The sequence below is a fragment of the Variovorax sp. V15 genome (genome assembly GCF_041154425.1).
In the GTDB taxonomy this organism is placed as follows: Bacteria; Pseudomonadota; Gammaproteobacteria; order Burkholderiales; family Burkholderiaceae_C; genus Variovorax; species Variovorax guangxiensis.
This window is the reverse complement of record NZ_AP028659.1, coordinates 1,441,214-1,457,782: the sequence shown is the minus strand read 5'-3', so window position 1 is coordinate 1,457,782 and position 16,569 is coordinate 1,441,214. Positions and strand designations below refer to the sequence as shown.

16 protein-coding genes are annotated in these 16,569 nt (G+C 69.1%); 10 read left to right on the top strand and 6 right to left on the bottom strand.

Going from position 1 to position 16,569, the window contains the following annotated elements; all coding sequences use genetic code 11:
• Nucleotide 1: 1 nt before the first annotated feature.
• Nucleotides 2-1,012 carry a Bug family tripartite tricarboxylate transporter substrate binding protein gene (locus tag ACAM57_RS07120; protein ID WP_369661129.1) on the bottom strand — a complete coding sequence of 337 codons (1,011 nt, stop codon included), beginning with the start codon at nt 1,010-1,012 and terminating at the stop codon, nt 2-4.
• 138 nt (nt 1,013-1,150) lie between these two features.
• Here ACAM57_RS07120 and ACAM57_RS07115 point away from each other — a divergent pair, with 138 nt between their 5' ends.
• The gene (locus tag ACAM57_RS07115) at nt 1,151-2,050 is read left to right on the top strand and encodes a LysR family transcriptional regulator (protein WP_369661128.1); all 900 of its coding nucleotides are present in this window, start codon (nt 1,151-1,153) and stop codon (nt 2,048-2,050) included.
• A gap of 99 nt (nt 2,051-2,149) precedes the next feature.
• Nucleotides 2,150-3,094, top strand: coding sequence for an alkaline phosphatase D family protein (locus ACAM57_RS07110; RefSeq protein ID WP_369661127.1), 945 nt, complete (start codon nt 2,150-2,152; stop codon nt 3,092-3,094).
• A 22-nt stretch (nt 3,095-3,116) separates the two neighbouring features.
• On the opposite strand, the gene ACAM57_RS07105 is transcribed toward ACAM57_RS07110, so the two are convergent.
• The 4 genes from ACAM57_RS07105 to ACAM57_RS07090 are packed head-to-tail and all read right to left on the bottom strand — an operon-like array spanning nt 3,117 to nt 7,789.
• Nucleotides 3,117-4,232, bottom strand: a complete 1,116-nt coding sequence (locus tag ACAM57_RS07105; RefSeq protein ID WP_369661126.1) for a substrate-binding domain-containing protein — start codon at nt 4,230-4,232, stop codon at nt 3,117-3,119.
• Between the two features lie 28 nt (nt 4,233-4,260).
• The gene (locus ACAM57_RS07100) at nt 4,261-5,349 is read right to left on the bottom strand and encodes an ABC transporter permease (protein ID WP_369661125.1); all 1,089 of its coding nucleotides are present in this window, start codon (nt 5,347-5,349) and stop codon (nt 4,261-4,263) included.
• Nucleotides 5,346-6,860, bottom strand: coding sequence for a sugar ABC transporter ATP-binding protein (locus tag ACAM57_RS07095; RefSeq protein ID WP_369661124.1), 1,515 nt, complete (start codon nt 6,858-6,860; stop codon nt 5,346-5,348). The genes ACAM57_RS07100 and ACAM57_RS07095 overlap by 4 nt, the downstream gene beginning before the upstream one ends.
• A complete protein-coding gene (locus ACAM57_RS07090) occupies nt 6,857-7,789 on the bottom strand; it encodes an SMP-30/gluconolactonase/LRE family protein (RefSeq protein WP_369661123.1) in 933 nt (310 codons plus the stop codon). The genes ACAM57_RS07095 and ACAM57_RS07090 overlap by 4 nt, the downstream gene beginning before the upstream one ends.
• Before the next feature lie 292 nt (nt 7,790-8,081).
• Between ACAM57_RS07090 and ACAM57_RS07085 the strand changes: the two genes are divergently transcribed.
• Nucleotides 8,082-9,092, top strand: a complete 1,011-nt coding sequence (locus ACAM57_RS07085; RefSeq protein WP_369662411.1) for a LacI family DNA-binding transcriptional regulator — start codon at nt 8,082-8,084, stop codon at nt 9,090-9,092.
• Nucleotides 9,093-9,102: 10 nt separating this feature from the next.
• Here ACAM57_RS07085 and ACAM57_RS07080 read toward each other — a convergent pair whose 3' ends face one another.
• Nucleotides 9,103-9,849: an IclR family transcriptional regulator gene (locus ACAM57_RS07080; RefSeq protein WP_369661122.1), complete on the bottom strand. Its 747-nt coding sequence runs from the start codon at nt 9,847-9,849 to the stop codon at nt 9,103-9,105.
• 169 nt (nt 9,850-10,018) lie between these two features.
• Here ACAM57_RS07080 and ACAM57_RS07075 point away from each other — a divergent pair, with 169 nt between their 5' ends.
• Genes ACAM57_RS07075 through ACAM57_RS07045 form a run of 7 tightly spaced genes read left to right on the top strand, consistent with a single transcriptional unit; the run spans nt 10,019 to nt 16,526 of the window.
• Entirely contained in the window at nt 10,019-11,005 is a 987-nt protein-coding gene (locus ACAM57_RS07075) for a Bug family tripartite tricarboxylate transporter substrate binding protein (RefSeq protein WP_369661121.1), read from the top strand.
• A gap of 51 nt (nt 11,006-11,056) precedes the next feature.
• Nucleotides 11,057-11,746, top strand: a complete 690-nt coding sequence (locus ACAM57_RS07070; protein ID WP_369661120.1) for an RraA family protein — start codon at nt 11,057-11,059, stop codon at nt 11,744-11,746.
• Nucleotides 11,743-12,672 carry an NAD(P)-dependent oxidoreductase gene (locus tag ACAM57_RS07065; RefSeq protein ID WP_369661119.1) on the top strand — a complete coding sequence of 310 codons (930 nt, stop codon included), beginning with the start codon at nt 11,743-11,745 and terminating at the stop codon, nt 12,670-12,672. Before ACAM57_RS07070 ends, ACAM57_RS07065 begins: the two co-directional genes overlap by 4 nt.
• A 43-nt stretch (nt 12,673-12,715) precedes the next feature.
• Entirely contained in the window at nt 12,716-13,702 is a 987-nt protein-coding gene (locus ACAM57_RS07060) for a Bug family tripartite tricarboxylate transporter substrate binding protein (protein ID WP_369661118.1), read from the top strand.
• 22 nt (nt 13,703-13,724) lie between these two features.
• On the top strand, nt 13,725-14,681 hold the full coding sequence (locus ACAM57_RS07055; RefSeq protein ID WP_369661117.1) for a Bug family tripartite tricarboxylate transporter substrate binding protein: 957 nt from the start codon (nt 13,725-13,727) through the stop codon (nt 14,679-14,681).
• A gap of 13 nt (nt 14,682-14,694) precedes the next feature.
• On the top strand, nt 14,695-15,582 hold the full coding sequence (locus tag ACAM57_RS07050; protein WP_369661116.1) for an amidohydrolase: 888 nt from the start codon (nt 14,695-14,697) through the stop codon (nt 15,580-15,582).
• Between the two features lie 23 nt (nt 15,583-15,605).
• On the top strand, nt 15,606-16,526 hold the full coding sequence (locus ACAM57_RS07045; protein ID WP_369661115.1) for an SMP-30/gluconolactonase/LRE family protein: 921 nt from the start codon (nt 15,606-15,608) through the stop codon (nt 16,524-16,526).
• Nucleotides 16,527-16,569: the final 43 nt, after the last annotated feature.

Genomic DNA, 16,569 nt, shown 5'->3' with positions numbered 1-16,569 from the left:
CCTAGTTCTCGACCTGGATGCCGCGGCTCTTCACAACCTGCCCCCATCGGCTGCCTTCGGCCTTGAGGTACTGCGCGGTGGCCTCGCGGCCACGGATGAAGGTCTCGAGGCTCAGCGCGTCGAAGCGCTTCTTCACCGCATCGGACTGCAGCGCCGAGGCCAGCAGCTTCTCGAGCCTCGCCAGTCCTTCGGCCGGAATGCTGCCCTTGGGCGCCACCAGCGTGGCCCAGCCCTCGACCTCCAGGCTCTGCAGCTTCAGGCTGCGCAGCGTGGGCACGTCGGCCAGTTCCGCCACCGGCTGCGCCGACGACACGGCCAGCGCGCGCAGCCGGCCCGAGCGGATGTGCACGATCACGCTCGGCAAATTCAGGAAGCCCATCGACACCAGCCCCGAGATCAGGTCGGGCATCAGTGCGCTCTCGCCCTTGTAGGGCACGCTGACCAGCGAGGTACCGGTCTCCTGCGCGAAGAGTTCCGCCGTCAGGTGCGCCAGCGTGCCGGTACCGCTGTTGCCCGCGCTGAGCTTGCCCGGCTGCGCCTTGGCAAGCGCCACGAGCTCGGCCAGCGTTTTCGCCTTCGAGTCGGCCGGCACCACCAGCACCAGCGGCTGCCGCGAGACCATGCCGACGGCGTCGAAGTCGCGCGCCACGTCGTAGCTCAGCTTCGGGTTGAGCGAAGGGTTGATCACCATGCTGTTGCTGCCCATCAGCAGCGTATGGCCGTCGCGGCTTTGCAGCGCCGCCATCACGCCGATGGCGCTGCCCGCGCCGGGCTTGTTCTCCACGATCACCGGCTGCCCGAGCTGCGGCGCCAGCACCTCGGCCAGCACGCGCGCCGAGCCGTCGGCACCGCCACCGGGTGCGAAGGGCACGATGATGCGCACCGGCTTCGTGGGCCAGGCGTCGGCGGCATGCGCGCGGCGGCCGAGGGCCGCGGCAAGCGTCGCTGCCGAGATTAGGGAGATCGCATGCCTGCGCGAGATGCCGCGCGCCGCGGCGGTGGCTGTAGCCATGTCCTGTTTGCCTCTTGATCTGGTTGTTCTGGAAAAGAAGCCCGATGCTAGGAAGCGGCCACCCGTCCGGCAAATACCAACATATGGCAACGCCATAACATCGCGTTATCGAATCACGCCGATGGAACGGGCGATGTCATGAACCTCCGACAGATCGAAGTCTTCCGCGCCGTCATGCTGGCCGGCTCCGTCACAGATGCCGCGCGCTCGCTGCACGTCTCGCAGCCGGGCATCAGCCGCATGCTCTCGCACATCGAACTGCAGCTGGGGCTTCGCCTCTTCGAGCGGCGCAAGGGCAGGCTGCTGGCCACGCCCGAGGCGCAGGCGCTCTTCGCCGAGGTCGAGCAGGTGTACCGGGGCGTGGCCCGCATCGACGACTGCGCGCAGGCTTTGAAGGACGGCAAGATGCTCACGTTGCGCGTGCTGTGCAGCCCGAGCACGGGCCTGGACATGGTGCCGCGCGCGCTCACCGCGCTGGGCGAGGAGTTTCCGTCGGCGCGCATCTACTTCGAGGTGCTGCTCGCGAGGGAGATGGTGAAGCGCCTCGCCGCGCACGAGGCCGACGTAGCGATCTCCACGCTGGCCATCGACGACCCGCTGCTCAGCTCACGCCCCATCGGCCAGTGGACGCTGGCCGGCGTGTTTCCGCGCGGCCATGCGCTGGAGGCGCGGCGCACGCTCTCGCCGGCCGACATCCTGAAGGAACGCATGATCTCCTTCAGCCCCGATACGCCGCAGGGCCGCATCATTGCCGACTGGTGCGTGCAGCACCGGCTGGAGCCCGACGCCCGCATCGAGGTGCGTGCCGGCCAGAGCGCATGCGCCATGGCGGCGGCGGGCGCGGGCGTGGCCATCGTCGACGACCTCACCGCGCGCGGCTGCATGACCGACAGGCTCAGCTTCCGGCCGATCCGCAACGCGCCTTCCTTCGACATCTTCGCCGTGACCAACGAGAACTTCGCGGCCTCGCTGCTGGCGAACCGCTTCGTCGCCCACGCCCAGACCGCGCTGCGCCAGCTGAAGAAAGAGCGGGCCTGAGCCCGGGCGCCATCCCATATTTTGCGGAGGGACAGCGCGCGGCCGCTGCCTATGATCCGCCTCACCCCGGCGCCCAGACCGGCGGAACGAGGAGCCCCCATGAAGATCGCCTTCACGTCGTGCATGAACTTCAAGCCCGGCCCCGACGGCTACCAGCGCGTGTGGAACCGCATCGCGCAGGAGCAGCCCGACTACCTGTTCCTCCTGGGCGACCAGATCTACATGGACTTCTTTCCCAAGCTGGGCGAGCCGTCCGGATGGGATGCGGCGAAGTTCGCCGACGTGATGCAGGGCAAGTACGAAGCGCAGTGGAACGTGCCGAACTTCAAGGCCCTGCGCGACGCGCTGCGCCAGAAGCAGGGCAACGGCGGCGGTGTGTACGGCACCTGGGACGACCACGACTTTGCCTGGAACAACGCGCAGGGCTCGGACGTCAGCGCGCCGGTGAAGCAGCAGACCCGCAGGCTCTTCACCCAGTACATGCAGATCGAGCAACTGAAGAACCCGGCGCATCTCGACCCGGCCGTCGACGGCATCTACTACTCGATTCCGCTGATGCACCAGCAGCAGCGCATCGGCAAGGCCATCTTCCTCGACACCCGCTGGTACAGCACCGCCCCCGGCGACTCCAAGCCCCTGCTCGGCCAGAAGCAGCTCGACTACCTGAAGCAGGAACTGGCCGACGAGCAGGGCTACGTGCTGATCTGCGCAGGCATGCCCATTCGCGCGACCGGCAACGGATGGATGCGCTACCGCGACGACTACGCCAGGTTCCGCGCGATCATCCAGGGGCGCAAGTCGATCTTCCTGACCGGCGACATCCACGAGAACGCATTCCTGCCGCCGGCCGGAGAGACGAAGATGTTCGAGGTGGTCTCCTCCGGCGCCTTCGTCACCAAGTACTACCTCACGGGCGAGCGCGAGAACTTCGGCATCCTCGAATACACGCCCGGGAGCACCGACATCAAGCTGTTCGACAAGCGGGGGCTGGAGATGCACAACGTCATCGACAACGCCACCTTCATGCACCAGGAGATCCGCTGAAGGCCTTCCCGCGGGCTGCGGCCTACTTGCCCCAGATCGCCTTGTACTGGTTGCGGTAGCCGTTGTCCGGGTCAAACACGTTCCTCGGCCCGCCGTCCTTGCCGACGTTGCCCACGGTCACCAGGTGCACCTTGGGCACGTAGCCCGACCACTTCTCCTTGGCGAAGGCGCGGTTGAGCTCGTCGACGATCTGCCAGCCCTGCATGTTCAATGGCTCCGGTACCGTGCCGGCCTGGAAGCGCTGCGTGCGGATGCGCTGGTAGGCTGCCTCGGAGCCGTCGCCGGCCGACACAGCCTTGGGCGCGCCGTCGCCCTTCTTGCCCGCGGCCGTGAGCGAGGGGCCCATGAAGTCGAAGTACAGGTCGTTGATGGCCAGCGAGTGCGTCCACTTGTCGCCGAAGCGCTGCAGCAGCGCGGTGGTGAGCTGCGGCATGCGGGTGGAGCTTTCGGCGATGGGGCTGTCCTCGAAGCTCAGCACGGTGCAGCCGCCGCACTTCTTGATGACGGCCTCCATCGCGCGCGCCTTGTACAGCGCGATGGCGTACTGCGAGTCGGTGAAGATCACCACGCCGGCCTTGCCGTTGGAGTCGGCCACCACCCATGAGGCGGCGACGTCGGCCACGTCGTCGGTCACCGTGGTCACGTTGGCGAAGAGGCCCGCCTTGTCGTTCGGGCCGGGCTGCTCGCCCGAGTGCCAGCCGACGAGCGGAATGCCCGACTTGGCGGCACCCGCGAACGCGGCCTTCTGCTCGGTGGTGTCGAAACCGCCGACCACGATGCCCGCCGGCTTCACCGCCAGCGCCTGGTTGAGCGCGGCCGTGCGCCCACTGACCGTGCCCTGCCCGTCGATGACGCGCACCGTCCAGCCGATGGCCCGGCCCGCTTCCTCCACGCCCTTGCTGACGCCGACGATGCCGCCGTTCTTCATGTCGCCCGCGACGAAGACGATGGTCTTGCCTGCCGCCGCCTTCGGGCCGGTGGAGGGACCGTCCCACTTCTCCTTGGTCATGGTCGCGAGCTCGACCTTCTTCTTCGCGGCGTCCAGAAAGTCGTCGGCCATGGCCTTCGGCGCCAGTGCGGCTGCGCACAGCGCCAGCACCGCGGCGGCGACGGTGCGCGCGGGAACGTTCTTCTTCATGCTTGTCTCCAGTCGTCGTAGTGGGCCGTCATTCCGACGGCGTTGAGGGAACCGGTTGCGCGTGATCGAGCTGCCGCTCGGCGATGCGCCGCTTGATCGAGCGGTTGCGCCGCTGCTGCGCCCAGCCCGCGATGCCGATGGACACCAGCAGCGTCAGGCCGTTGAAGAGCGGCTCCACATAAAAGGCACCGCCGAACTGCTGGATGCCCGAGATGCCGATGGCGAGAATCGCCACGCCCACCAGCGTGCCCCACACGTTCACGCGGCCGGGCCGGATGGTGGTGGAGCCGAGAAAGGCGCCCACCAGCGCCGGCAACAAAAACTCGAGCCCCACGCTCGCCTGCCCGATCTGCAGCCGCGAGGCCAGCAGCACGCCAGCAAAGCCCGACAGCAGACCCGAGGCGACGAAGGCGCCCATCACATGCCTGCGCACCGAAATGCCGTTGAGCTGCGCCGCCTTCGGGTTCGCGCCGATCACGTAGAGCGCCCGGCCCAGCGGCGTGAACTCGGTGACCACCCACAGCGTGACACTCACCGCGAGCACGTAGAACGCGCCCACCGGCAGCCCCAGCAGGCTGCCGCCCGCGATGCCCACGAAGCCGTCGGGCAGCTCGCCCACCACCTGCCGCCCGCCGCTGTGCCACATGGCCACCGCGTAGATCACCGTGCCCGTGCCCAGCGTGGCGATGAACGAGTCGATCTGCGCGAGCTCGACCAGCAGCCCGTTGAGCACGCCGAACAGCGCCGCGCACAGCAGCACCACCAGCACCGCCGCCGGCCAAGGCAGGCCCAGCTGCGTCTGCAGGCTGATCGCGAGGATGTGCCACAGCACGATGCCGTAACCCACGGTGAGGTCGATCTTGCCGGTGATCATCGGGATGGTCGCGGCCAGCGCCAGCAGCGCGATCACCGACTTGTCGGCCAGGATCGCGCGCAGGTTGAACAGCGTCGGAAAGGTCTCGGGCAGCAGCACCGAGAACAGCAGCGCGAGCGCCACCGTGAGCACGACGAGGCCGTACACCGGCATCGCGCGCCCGAGGCCCTGCGCGAGGGAGACAGCCTCGCCATCGAGAGACTTGTCAGGCTCCAGCGCCGTGGACTTGATAGAGCTGCTCATGCTGAAACTTCCTCGCGCGTCGCCGCGCCTGCTGCCAATGCCAGGAGTCTTTCGACGGTGATCGCCTCGCCCGTGAGCTCGGCCGCGATCAGCCCGTCGCGGAAGACGAGCACGCGGGTGCACACGGTCGCGATCTCCTCGAAGTCGGTGGAGACGACGACCAGCGCGGTGCCGGCCTCGGCGCGCTCGCGCAGCACGCCGTAGATCTGCCGCTTGGCGCCCACGTCGACGCCCGCGGTGGGCTCCTCGAGCACCACCAGCGGCTTGTCGAGATGGAACCAGCGCGCCAGCACCACCTTCTGCTGGTTGCCGCCCGAGAGCTGCTGCACTTCGGCCGACGGCGCGGGCGGGTTGATGTCGAAGCGGCGGATGAGCGCGAGCGCGCCCTCGGTCTCGCGGCGTGGCCGGTCGAAGGCCAGGCCGCGGTCGCCGTGCAGCGTCGAATTGGGAAACAGGTTCTCCAGCACGCTCATCGAGCCGGCCAGGTTTTCCTCGAGCCGCTCGCCAGCCACATAGGCCACGCCGGCGCGAATCGCATCGGCCGGGCAGGTGAAGTCGCAGGCCTTGCCCAGCAGCTGCATGCGCCCGGCCGAAAGCGGCTCGCGCCCGAAGATCGCGCGGCTGATGGCCTCGTGCCCCGCGCCGCGCAGGCCCACGAGGCCCAGCACCTCGCCGCGATGCACGGCCAGGCTCAGCGGGCCGGCGTTGCCGCTGGCCGCGCCGTCGAGCTTCAGCACGGGCTCGCTTCGCGCAGGCGCCTTCGCCTTCTGCACCGAGGCCGAGAGCGCCTTGCCCACGATCAGCCCCACCAGTTCGCTCTCGCTGGTCTGCGCCGTGGTCTTCACCGCCACCAGCCGGCCGTCGCGCATCACGGCTGCACGGTCGGAAATGGCCATCACCTCGTCGAGCCGGTGCGACACGTACATCATCGCCATGCCCTGGCGGCGCAGTTCGCGCAGCACGCCGAACATGCGCTCCACGTCGCTCATCGGCAGGCTGGCCGAGGGCTCGTCGAGCACCAGCAGCCGCGCCTTCACCTCGAGCGCGCGGCCGATGGCGAGCAGCGACTTCTCGGCGCGCGTGAGCGAGAAGACGCGGCGGCCGGGGTCGATGTCGCAGCCCACGCGCGCCATCACGCGGCGCGCCGTGTCGTTCGCCGCCTTCCAGTCGATGAGGCCAAAGCGGCGCGGGTAGCCGGTGCCCAGGCCCACGTTCTCGGCAACGGTCATCCATTCGACGAGGCCAAGGTCCTGGTGGATGAATGCCACCGGCTGCTCGCGCCGGTCGGCGCGCCGCCACTCGGACTGCGGCCGGCCGTCGAAAAGAATCTCCCCGTCGTCCTCCGTGTGGATGCCCGCGAGCAGCTTGATGAGCGTGGACTTGCCCGCGCCGTTCTCGCCCAGCAGCGCGAGGACTTCTCCGGCACGCACGTCCAGCGTGACCTTGTCGACCGCCTGCGTGCCGCCGAAGCGCTTGCTCACGGCCTGGAACTGCAGCAGCGGCGTGCTCATGCGCGCACCGCCCCGCTCGTGTTCAGCCGGATGCGGTAGAGCGAGGTCGACGCGCACACGAAGAGCTCGTCGCCGTCGGTCCCGCCGAAGCTGAGGTTGCCCACCTTCTCCGGCACCGCGATGCGCGCGAGGCGCGTGCCGTCGGGGTGGTAGACCTGCACGCTGTCGGCGCTGCTGGTGTAGACGAAGCCGTGCACATCGACGCGGAATCCGTCGGCCAGCCCCGGGTTCACCACCGCGAACACGCGAGGGTTCGCGAGGTCCTGCCCGCCGATCACGTCGAACGCCACGATGTGGTGATGCCCCGAGCCGTCGGTGCGCAGCGCGGCCGAGGTGTCGCTCACGTACAGGATGCGCTCGTCGGGTGAGAACGCCAGCCCGTTGGGCTCCTCCACGAAGTCGCTCACCGAGCGAAGTGCGCCGCTCGCCGGGTCGAATCGGAACACGTGGTTGCGGCCCAACTCGCTCTGAGCCCTGTGCCCCTCGCGGTCGGAGACGATGCCGTAGGGCGGATCGGTGAACCAGATGCTGCCGTCGCGCTTCACGACGATGTCGTTGGGCGAGTTGAGCCGGCGGCCCTGGTAGCGGTCGACCACCACCTCGTCGGGCAGCGCCTGCAGGCCTTCGCCGGAACCCGCGAAGCGCGTGCGCACGATGGCGCGCAGCCCGTGCGAGCAATGCAGCAGCGATCCGTCGGCCTCGCGCGTGTGGCCGTTGGTGAACTCCACGCCTTCACGCCACACGCTCATGCCTTCTTCGGCGTGCCAGTGCAGCATGCGGTTGTTGGGAATGTCGCTCCACAGCACCGAGCCGTCCTCGCGCATCCACACCGGCCCTTCGCTCCAGACGGCGCCGGTGCACAGGCGTTCGAGCGGGCCGGCCCCTTGGGCGACGGGAGCGAAACGGGAGTCGAAGACTTCGATGGTCATGGCCACGGCGCTGGTTTCCCTGAACTTGGGATCGCAGTGTGGCACCAAAAAGATACCGGTAACTTAGGCTTTTCCCGTAGGCGCAGAGGCCACAATTTCATTCTGCTTTCACGGGTACGCGCTGTATTCTTTGCGCATCGATTCACGCACTCATACAGTTATCGGTATCTCGCGCCGCACGGCCCTCGTCGCATATCCTCGAACCCGCCTTCCGAGAGAGAAAGAAAGAAGCTCCTTGCCTCCGACCAAAGCCTCCGCCGCCCCTGCTCCCGCCCTCACCCGCCCCGCGACGATGGCCGACGTGGCCGCGCGCGTCGGCGTGTCGAAGATGACGGTTTCGCGCGCGCTCAACCGCAGTGCGAGCAGCGACCGCGTGACCTCCGAGGCGCTGCGCCAGCGCATCCTTCAGGCGTGCGAGGAGATGGGCTACGTCATCGACCAGACGGCGCGCACCTTCTCCAGCAAGCGATCGGGCTTCGTCGCGGTGCTGATCCCGTCGCTCAACAACTCCAACTTCTCGGAAACCGCGCAGGGCATCACAGCCGCCGTGGAAGCGCGCGGGCTGCAGGTGCTGCTGGGCTACACCGACTACCGCGTGGAGACCGAGGAGCGCCTGCTGCGCGCCATGCTCGCGCGCCGGCCCGAGGGCGTGATCCTCACCGGCGGCTCGCACACGCCGGCCGCGCGCGCCATGCTGCAGGCAGCGGGCGTGCCGGTGGTCGAGACCTGGGACCTGCCGGCCACGCCCATCGAGCACACCGTAGGCTTCTCGAACGCCGAGGCCGCCGCCGCGATGGTGCGCCACCTGCACGGCAAGGGCTACCGGCGCATCGCCTTCATCGGCGGCACCTCCAACCGCGACACGCGCGGCGCCGACCGCCAGCGCGGCTACGCCAACGCGATCCGCGAACTGGGCCTGCCCGACGGCCGCGTCATCAGCTTCGGCCAGCCGCCGATCTCGATGGCGCAGGGCGGCGAGGCCGTGGCGCAGCTGATCCGCCAGTGGCCCGACGTCGACGCCGTGATCTGCGTGTCCGACCTCTCTGCCTTCGGCGCACTGATGGAATGCCAGCGCCGCGGCTGGGAAGTGCCCGGCCGCATCGCGATCGCGGGCTTCGGCGACTTCGAGGTCGCACGCGCCTGCCATCCGCGCATCACCACCGTGGCGGTGGATTGCGTGGGCATCGGCAAGGCGGCGGGAGAACTGCTGCTGCGCGTGATCGACGGCACGCGCGAGGGGCATCGGCCGCCGGCGGAGACGGTGCTGATCCCGTTCCGCATCGAGCAGCGCGAGAGTTCCTGAGCCCTCCCCTTCAGGGGTGCCAGGTCGAGACCACCGCAGGCGTCTGCGCCGTGGGCCGGCCCGCGAGCGCATAGGAGAGCTCGTTCGCGGCCTTCATGATCGTCTTCGCATGCCCGATCAGCTTGGCCTTGGGCAACCGGTCCGCGGGGCCGGAGATGCACACCGAGCCCAGCAGCGCCCAGCGCAGCCCGAAGACCGGCGCCGACACCGTCGCCACGTTCTTCTCGCGCTCGCCAATGGAGTAGTGGTAGCCCTTCTTGCGGATGTCCTCGTAGAGCTTTCCGGGCTCGCCCGAGAACGCGAGGATCACGCGGCCCGGTGAGCCAAGGTCCAGGGGCAGCATCGCGCCCATGCGTGCGTGGTGCCGGATGGGCTGCGGTCCTTCCACGCGGGCCAGGCAGGTTCTGGAGTTTCCTTCGCGAACGTAGAACGCGGCGCTCTCGCCCGTTGCCTGCGACAGTGCGAGCAGCATCGGCTCGACCACGCCGTTGGCATCGAAGCTGGCCTGGTAGCGCGCGCCGAGCCAGCCGGCCGCGGGGCCCAGCCGCCAGCCGCCGTCCTCGCGCTGCACCACGTAGCCGGCAAGCGCCAGCGTGCGCAGCAGGCGCAGAGCGGTCGTCTTGTGCATCTGGCTGCGGCGCGTGAGCTCCGCGAGCGAGAGATGCTCGTCCTGCATGCCGAAGGCGTCGAGCAGCTGCAGCGCGCGGGTGACGGCGGTGACACCGCCCGAGGCCTCGGCATCCGCCTCGCGGGGCATCTGGATCACTTCCTTGAGCGCGGATCCAGTCTTCGAATTTCGTTTCACACAGTGGTCCAAGGTCCGTTCAGTGGACCACCATTGTATGGAATGGAACGCAAACCTAAAGTCGCTCCACGCCTCGCAGCACGGCCTGCAGGTGCCCAACGAACGATTCGGAGACAGATCAATGCGTACCTCGAGCCTCGGCTCCACCCCTCGCCGCGCGGCCCTCGGCCTCGCCCTTCTTCTCGCCTCGGGCATGGCGCTGGCGCAGGCCTATCCGGCGCGCCCGATCAAGCTCGTCGTGCCCTTCCCGCCGGGCGGCGGCACGGACATCATTGCCCGCGAAGTGGCGAACAAGGTCGCTACTTCCGAAGGCTGGACCATCGTCATCGACAACAAGCCCGGCTCCGGCGGCAACATCGGCGTCGACGCGGCAGCCAAGGCCAGCCCCGACGGCTACACGCTGGTGCTGGGCCAGACCAGCAACCTCGCGATCAACCCCTCGCTGTACGCCAAGCTGCCCTACGACCCGGTGAAGGATCTCGCGGCGGTGGGCCTCGTCGCATCGGCACCGCTGGTGGTGGTCGTGTCCTCCGCCTCGCCCTACAGGAAGCTCGCCGACGTGGTCGCCGCCGCCAAGGCCAAGCCCACCGCGCTCAACTACGCGAGCTCGGGCAACGGCACCGTGGCGCACCTCGCGACCGAGCAGTTCCAGAAGGTCGCCGGCATCCAGCTCACGCACGTGCCCTACAAGGGCGCATCGCAGGGCCTGACCGATCTCGTCGGCGGGCAGATCCAGATCTACGTGTCGTCGGTGCCGACGCTCATCGCGCAGATCAAGAGCGGACAGCTGCGCGCGCTGGCAGTGACCTCGCTGCAGCGCAACCGCGACCTGCCCGACGTGCCGACCATGGGCGAGGCGGGCTACAAGGACTTCGAGGCCGTCACCTGGTTCGGCGTGGCGGGTCCCGCGGCGATGCCGAAGGACGCGATCGCGAAGCTCAACACCGCGTTCAACAAGGCTCTCGCGACGCCCGACGTGCAGAAGAAGCTCGCGGCGCAGGGCGCAGAGGTGCTGTCCGGCCCGCCCGAGAAGCTCGCCTCGCTGATCCGCACCGACGGCCTGCGCTGGGGCGCGATCGTGAAGGCCTCGGGCATCAGGCTCGACTGACGGCGCGGCGTTTCCCTTTTCTCCTTTTCCTCCCTCCCCGAAAGCACTTTCATGTCATCTCCCCTCCCCGACGTCATCCGCAACTTCGAACGCGTGCCCGCGCACATCGTGGCGCAGGCGGCCGAGTTCCAGCCGGCCATCCTTGCCGATGTGGCCGGCCGTCGCGGCGCGCTGGACGGCCGCATCAAGGCCCTGCGGCCCCGCATGAAGCTGGCGGGCACCGCGCTCACCGTGGAAGTGCGCCCCGGCGACAACCTGATGATCCACGCCGCCATCGCCATGGCGAAGCCCGGCGACGTGCTCGTCATCGACGGCAAGGGCGACCTCAGCTCCGCGCTCATGGGCACGATCATGATGACCGCCTGCAAGAAGGTCGGCATCGCCGGCGTGGTCATCGACGGCGCCTGCCGCGACAGCCTGGAGATCGACGAGATGGACTTTCCGGTCTTCTGCGTGGGCACCAATCCGAACGGGCCGACCAAGAACATCGGCGGGCGCATCGGCCATCCGGTGTCGATCGGCGGCGTGACGGTGCATGCGGGCGACTTCATCGTGGGCGACGCAGACGGCGTGGTCGTGGTGGAGCGCGACAAGATCGAGTCGCTGCTGCCCCACGCGGCGAAGAAGGTGAAGGACGAGGCCGCGCGCATCGCCGCCATCAAGGAAGGCAACACCGCCGCCAAGTGGCTCGACTCCGCACTGCGCGCAGCGGGCGTGCTGAAGGAAGGCGAGACGCTGTGACAGCCATTCTGGTGACGGGCGCCGACCTGGCGCCGCAGGCGGTCGGCCTGCTCGAGGGCTACGAAATCGTCTATGCGGGCAAGACGCCGACCGAAGACGACCTCGTCGCGCTGTGCCGCGCGCACGCCCCTGTGGCCATCATCGTGCGCTACGGCAAGGTGGGTGCGGCCGTCATGGACGCCGCGCCGTCGCTGAAGGTGATCTCCAAGCACGGCAGCGGCACCGACACCATCGACAAGGCGGCGGCGCAGGCACGCGGCATCGAGGTGGTCGCAGCCGTGGGCGCGAACGCGGCGGCAGTGGCCGAGCAGGCGCTCGCGCTGCTGCTGGCCTGCGCGAAGTCGGTGGTGGCGCTGGATGCGCGCATGCACGCCGGCCACTGGGACAAGGCGACGCACAAGAGCCTCGAACTCGGCGGCCGCACCATCGGCCTCGTCGGGCTCGGCGCCATCGGGCTGCGCTTCGCGCGCATGGCCGATGCGCTGGGCATGCGCGTGCTCGGCTTCGACCCTTACGCGAAGAACCTGCCGGCCCATGTGCAGGCCGCCGACCTCGCGACCCTCTGGGCCGAGTCCGACGTCATCTCGCTGCACTGCCCGTTGACCGACGAGAACCGGGGCCTGCTCAATGCGGACACGCTGGCGCGCTGCAAGCGCGGCGTGATCGTCGTCAACACCGCGCGCGGCGGCCTGATCGACGAAGAGGCGCTGCTGGCAGCCTTGCGCTCGGGCCAGGTTTCCATGGCCGGGCTGGACAGCTTCGCCATCGAGCCGATGACCGCCGGCCATCCATTCCAGGGCGAGAAGAACATCGTGCTGAGCCCGCACATCGGCGGCGTGACCAGTGACGCCTACGTGAACATGGGCGTCGGCGCAGCAAAGAACCTGCTGCAGGTTCTCGCGCGCCAGACGGCGGCGAGTTGCTGAGGCAGCATCGCCGCTACCCCGATCCAGACAAGGAGACAAGAGAATGAAGAGCGGCAAGAAGGCCCGCTGGACCGCGCTCGCAATCGGCCTGCCGGTCGCGCTGGCAGTTCAAATGCAGGCGCAGGCCCAGAGCTGGCCTACCAAGCCGGTGCGCGTGCTCGTCGGCTTCTCGGCGGGGGGCCCCACCGACGTGGTGGCGCGCGCCTTCGCCGACTACGCAACGCGCGCGCTGGGCCAGCCATTCGTCGTGGACAACAAACCCGGCGCCAACACCATCCTCGCGGCCGAGGCGGTCGCCGCCGCGCCGGCGGACGGCTACACCCTGCTGCTGGGCGCGACGAACCACACGATGATCCCGGCGCTCTACAGCCAGCGCGTCAAGTTCGACGCCGTGCGCTCCTTCGCGCCGGTGTGTTCGCTGGCCGTGAGCCCCACGGTGCTCGTGGTGGGGCCGTCGATGCCGGCGAAGTCGCTCGGCGCCTTCCTGCAGGCCGTGAAGGCCGAGCCGGGCAAGCGCACATACGCCACGCCGGGCTCCGGCAGCTCCGGCCACTTCGCGAGCGCGCAGTTCACGCAGCTCACGGGCACGTCGATGAACCACACTCCGTACAAGGGCGCGGCGCAGGCCGTCACCGATCTCATCGGAGGGCAGGTCGACAGCTCCTTCGCCACGCTGGGCTCGGTGCTCGCGCAGGTGCACAGCGGCAAGCTGACCGCACTGGCGGTGGCCGCTCCGAAGCGCTCCGCGCTGCTGCCCGGTGTGCCGACCTTCGAGGAGGCTGGCGTCAAGGGCTACACGGCCGACGCCTGGTACGGCCTGCTGGCGCCGGCGAAGACGCCGCCCGAGGTGCTGGCCACGCTGCGCCGCGTGGCGACCGAATTCGCGCAGGCGCCGGCCACGCAGGAAAAGTTGCGCTCGCTGGGCATGGAGGCCCGCAACACCTGCGGCGACGCATTCGCTGCGCAGCTCGCGGGCGAGGTCAGGCTCTATGGCGATCTGGCCCGATCGCTCGACCTCAAGACCGAATGAACGCATACCCGAGGAACACAGAATGAAAACCATCCGACGCATGCTCGCCGCGTGCCTTCTTGTCGCTGGAGCCTCCGCGCAGGCGGCCTTTCCGGAGCGCCCGATCACGCTCGTCGTGCCCTATGCGCCCGGCGGCTCGGCCGACGCGCTCGCGCGCGTGCTGGCCGTGCGCGTGGGCATGAAGCTGGGCACCAGCGTGATCGTCGACAACCGACCCGGCGCCAGCGGCACCATCGGCGCGGGCTTCGCCGCCAAGGCCGCGCCCGACGGCTACACCGTGCTCTACGACGCCACGCCATACTCAATCAACCCGCACCTGTTCGCGCGCATGCCCTATGCCGCCACTGCGCTGCAGCCGCTGGCGCTGGTCGCCCTGGCGCCCAACATCGTGATCGTGCGCGCCGATTCGCCCTTGAAGAGCATCAAGGACCTTGCCGACAAGGCCAAGGCCGAGCCCGGAAAGATCAACTTCGCGTCGGGCGGTAGCGGCACCGTGCAGCGGCTCGCGGCGGAGCTGCTGCGCCAGCGGCTCGGGCTGGACATGGTGCACGTGGGCTACAAGAGCGGCGGCCCCGCCATCACCGACGTGATGGGCGGGCAGGTCGACTTCATGTTCAGCACCATCGCCGCGTCGTATCCGCTCGTGTCCTCCGGCAAGCTGCGTGCGCTGGCGGTGTCCTCGCCACAGCGCTCCGCGCGCCTTCCCGACGTGCCCACCATCGCCGAGACCGTGGCGCCCGGCTATGAGGCCTACGAGTGGAACGGCCTGCTGCTGCCGGCCGGCACGCCGGCGCCCATTGCAGAGAAGCTGCACAAGGCGGTGGTCGAGGCGCTGAAGGAAGACGAAGTGAAAAAGCGCTTCGTGGACGTGGGCGTGCAGCCGGTCGGCTCGACGCCTGCAGAGTTCGCAGACTTCCTGAAGAAGGAAGATGCGAAATGGGCGGACGTGATCCGCAAGGGCAACATCAAGCTCGATTGACCACAGCGCACGAATGAACGCCACCTCCATCGCGCAGCCGGTTCCCCACTCGGTGGGCCTGGATCGCCCCGCGCCCGCGCTGCCCGCGGGCGCGTGCGACAGCCACATGCACATCTTCGATGCGCGCTTCGCCGCGTCGCCGCACTGGAAGCGCCAGCCGCCTCGCGCCGAGGTGGCGGCCTACCGCCTGCTGCAGCAGCGGCTGGGCATCTCGCGCACCGTGGTCGTCAACCCGTCGACCTACGGCACCGACAACGCCTGCACGCTCGATGCGCTCGCGCAGCTGGGCGAACAGGCGCGCGGCGTCGCGGTCGTCGCCGAGGACGTGGCCGACAGCGAACTCGACCGCCTTGCGGCGCAGCGCGTCTGCGGCCTGCGCGTGAATTTCGTGACGCCGCAGTCCTGGGGCACCACCACGCCGCGGATGCTGACGACGCTTGCGCGCAAGGTGGCGCGGCTGGGCTGGCACATCCAGGTCTTCGTGCATCCGGAGCAGCTGGTGGAACTCGAACCCGTGCTGGCTGCCCTGCCGGTGCCGCTGGTCATCGACCACATGGCGCGCATCGATCCGGCCGAAGGTGCCGATGCGGCGGCGTTCACCGTGGCGCGACGGCTGCTCGACGGCGGCAACACATGGATGAAGCTTTCCGGCGTCTACATGCGTTCACGCGACGGCGCACCCGCCTACCGCGATGCCTTCGCGCTGGGCCGCGCGCTGGTCGAGGCCGCGCCCGAGCGGCTGGTGTGGGGCAGCGACTGGCCGCACACGACCGAGACGCCGGGAACGGTGGACGACGCAGCCCTCGCGAACGTGCTCGCCGCATGGTGCGGCGACGAAGCCGTGCGCACGCGCATCCTCGTCGACAACCCGGCGAAGCTCTATGGATTCGCGGCCGCCTGATCCGCGCCGCAAAGGAGACCGACTTGTACTTCCTGCAAGCGCCCCAGGTGCTGGAGCTCCAGACCTTCACCAGCATGCCCGAGCATTTCCGGCGCCGCGAGCCGAGCATCTGGGCCGACGCCAACCGCGGCGGCCAGCCGACCGACTCCTTCCTCGAAGGGCCGGTGTTCGACGACGCCGGCAACCTCTACGTCTCGGACATTCCCTTCGGCCGCATCTTCCGCATCGACGCCTCGGGCGAGTGGACGCTGGTGGCCGAGTACGACGGCGAGCCGAACGGCATGAAGTTCATCGACGCGAACACGCTGCTCGTCACCGACTACAGGAGCGGCCTGATGCGCGTGGACGTGCAAACCGGCAGCGTCACGCCGCACCTGCAGCGGCGCAACACCGAGAGCTTCAAGGGCATGAACGACCTGGTGCTGGACGCCCGGGGCAACGTCTACTTCACCGACCAGGGCCAGAGCGGTCTGCACGACCCGTCGGGGCGCCTGTATCGCCTGCGGCCCGACGGGCAGCTCGACCTGCTGCTGTCGAACGTGCCCAGCCCCAACGGCGTGGCGCTCTCGCCCGACGGCAAGGTGCTCTATCTCGCCGTGACGCGTGGCAACTGCATCTGGCGCGTACCGCTGCTCGCGGACGGCAGCGTCGCCAAGGTGGGGCAGTTCTTCACGTCCCATGGTCCGAGCGGCCCCGACGGGCTCGCCGTCGACGCGCAGGGGCGGCTGCTGGTCGCGAACCCGGGCCTGGGCATCGTGTGGGTGCTCGATGCGCGTGCCGAGCCGGTCATGGTGCTGCGCGGCCCCGTCGGCGCGTCCACCACGAACATCGCCTTCGGCGGGCCGGACAGGTGCACGCTGTTCGTCACCGATTCGACGCACGGCAATGTGTTGAAGGCAGAGCTCGACGCGCCGGGCGTGGAGCTGCATCGATTGGACGACTGAGGGACTGAGCTTCGCTGGGGGCTCGTGCGTGGCGCGAGCACTC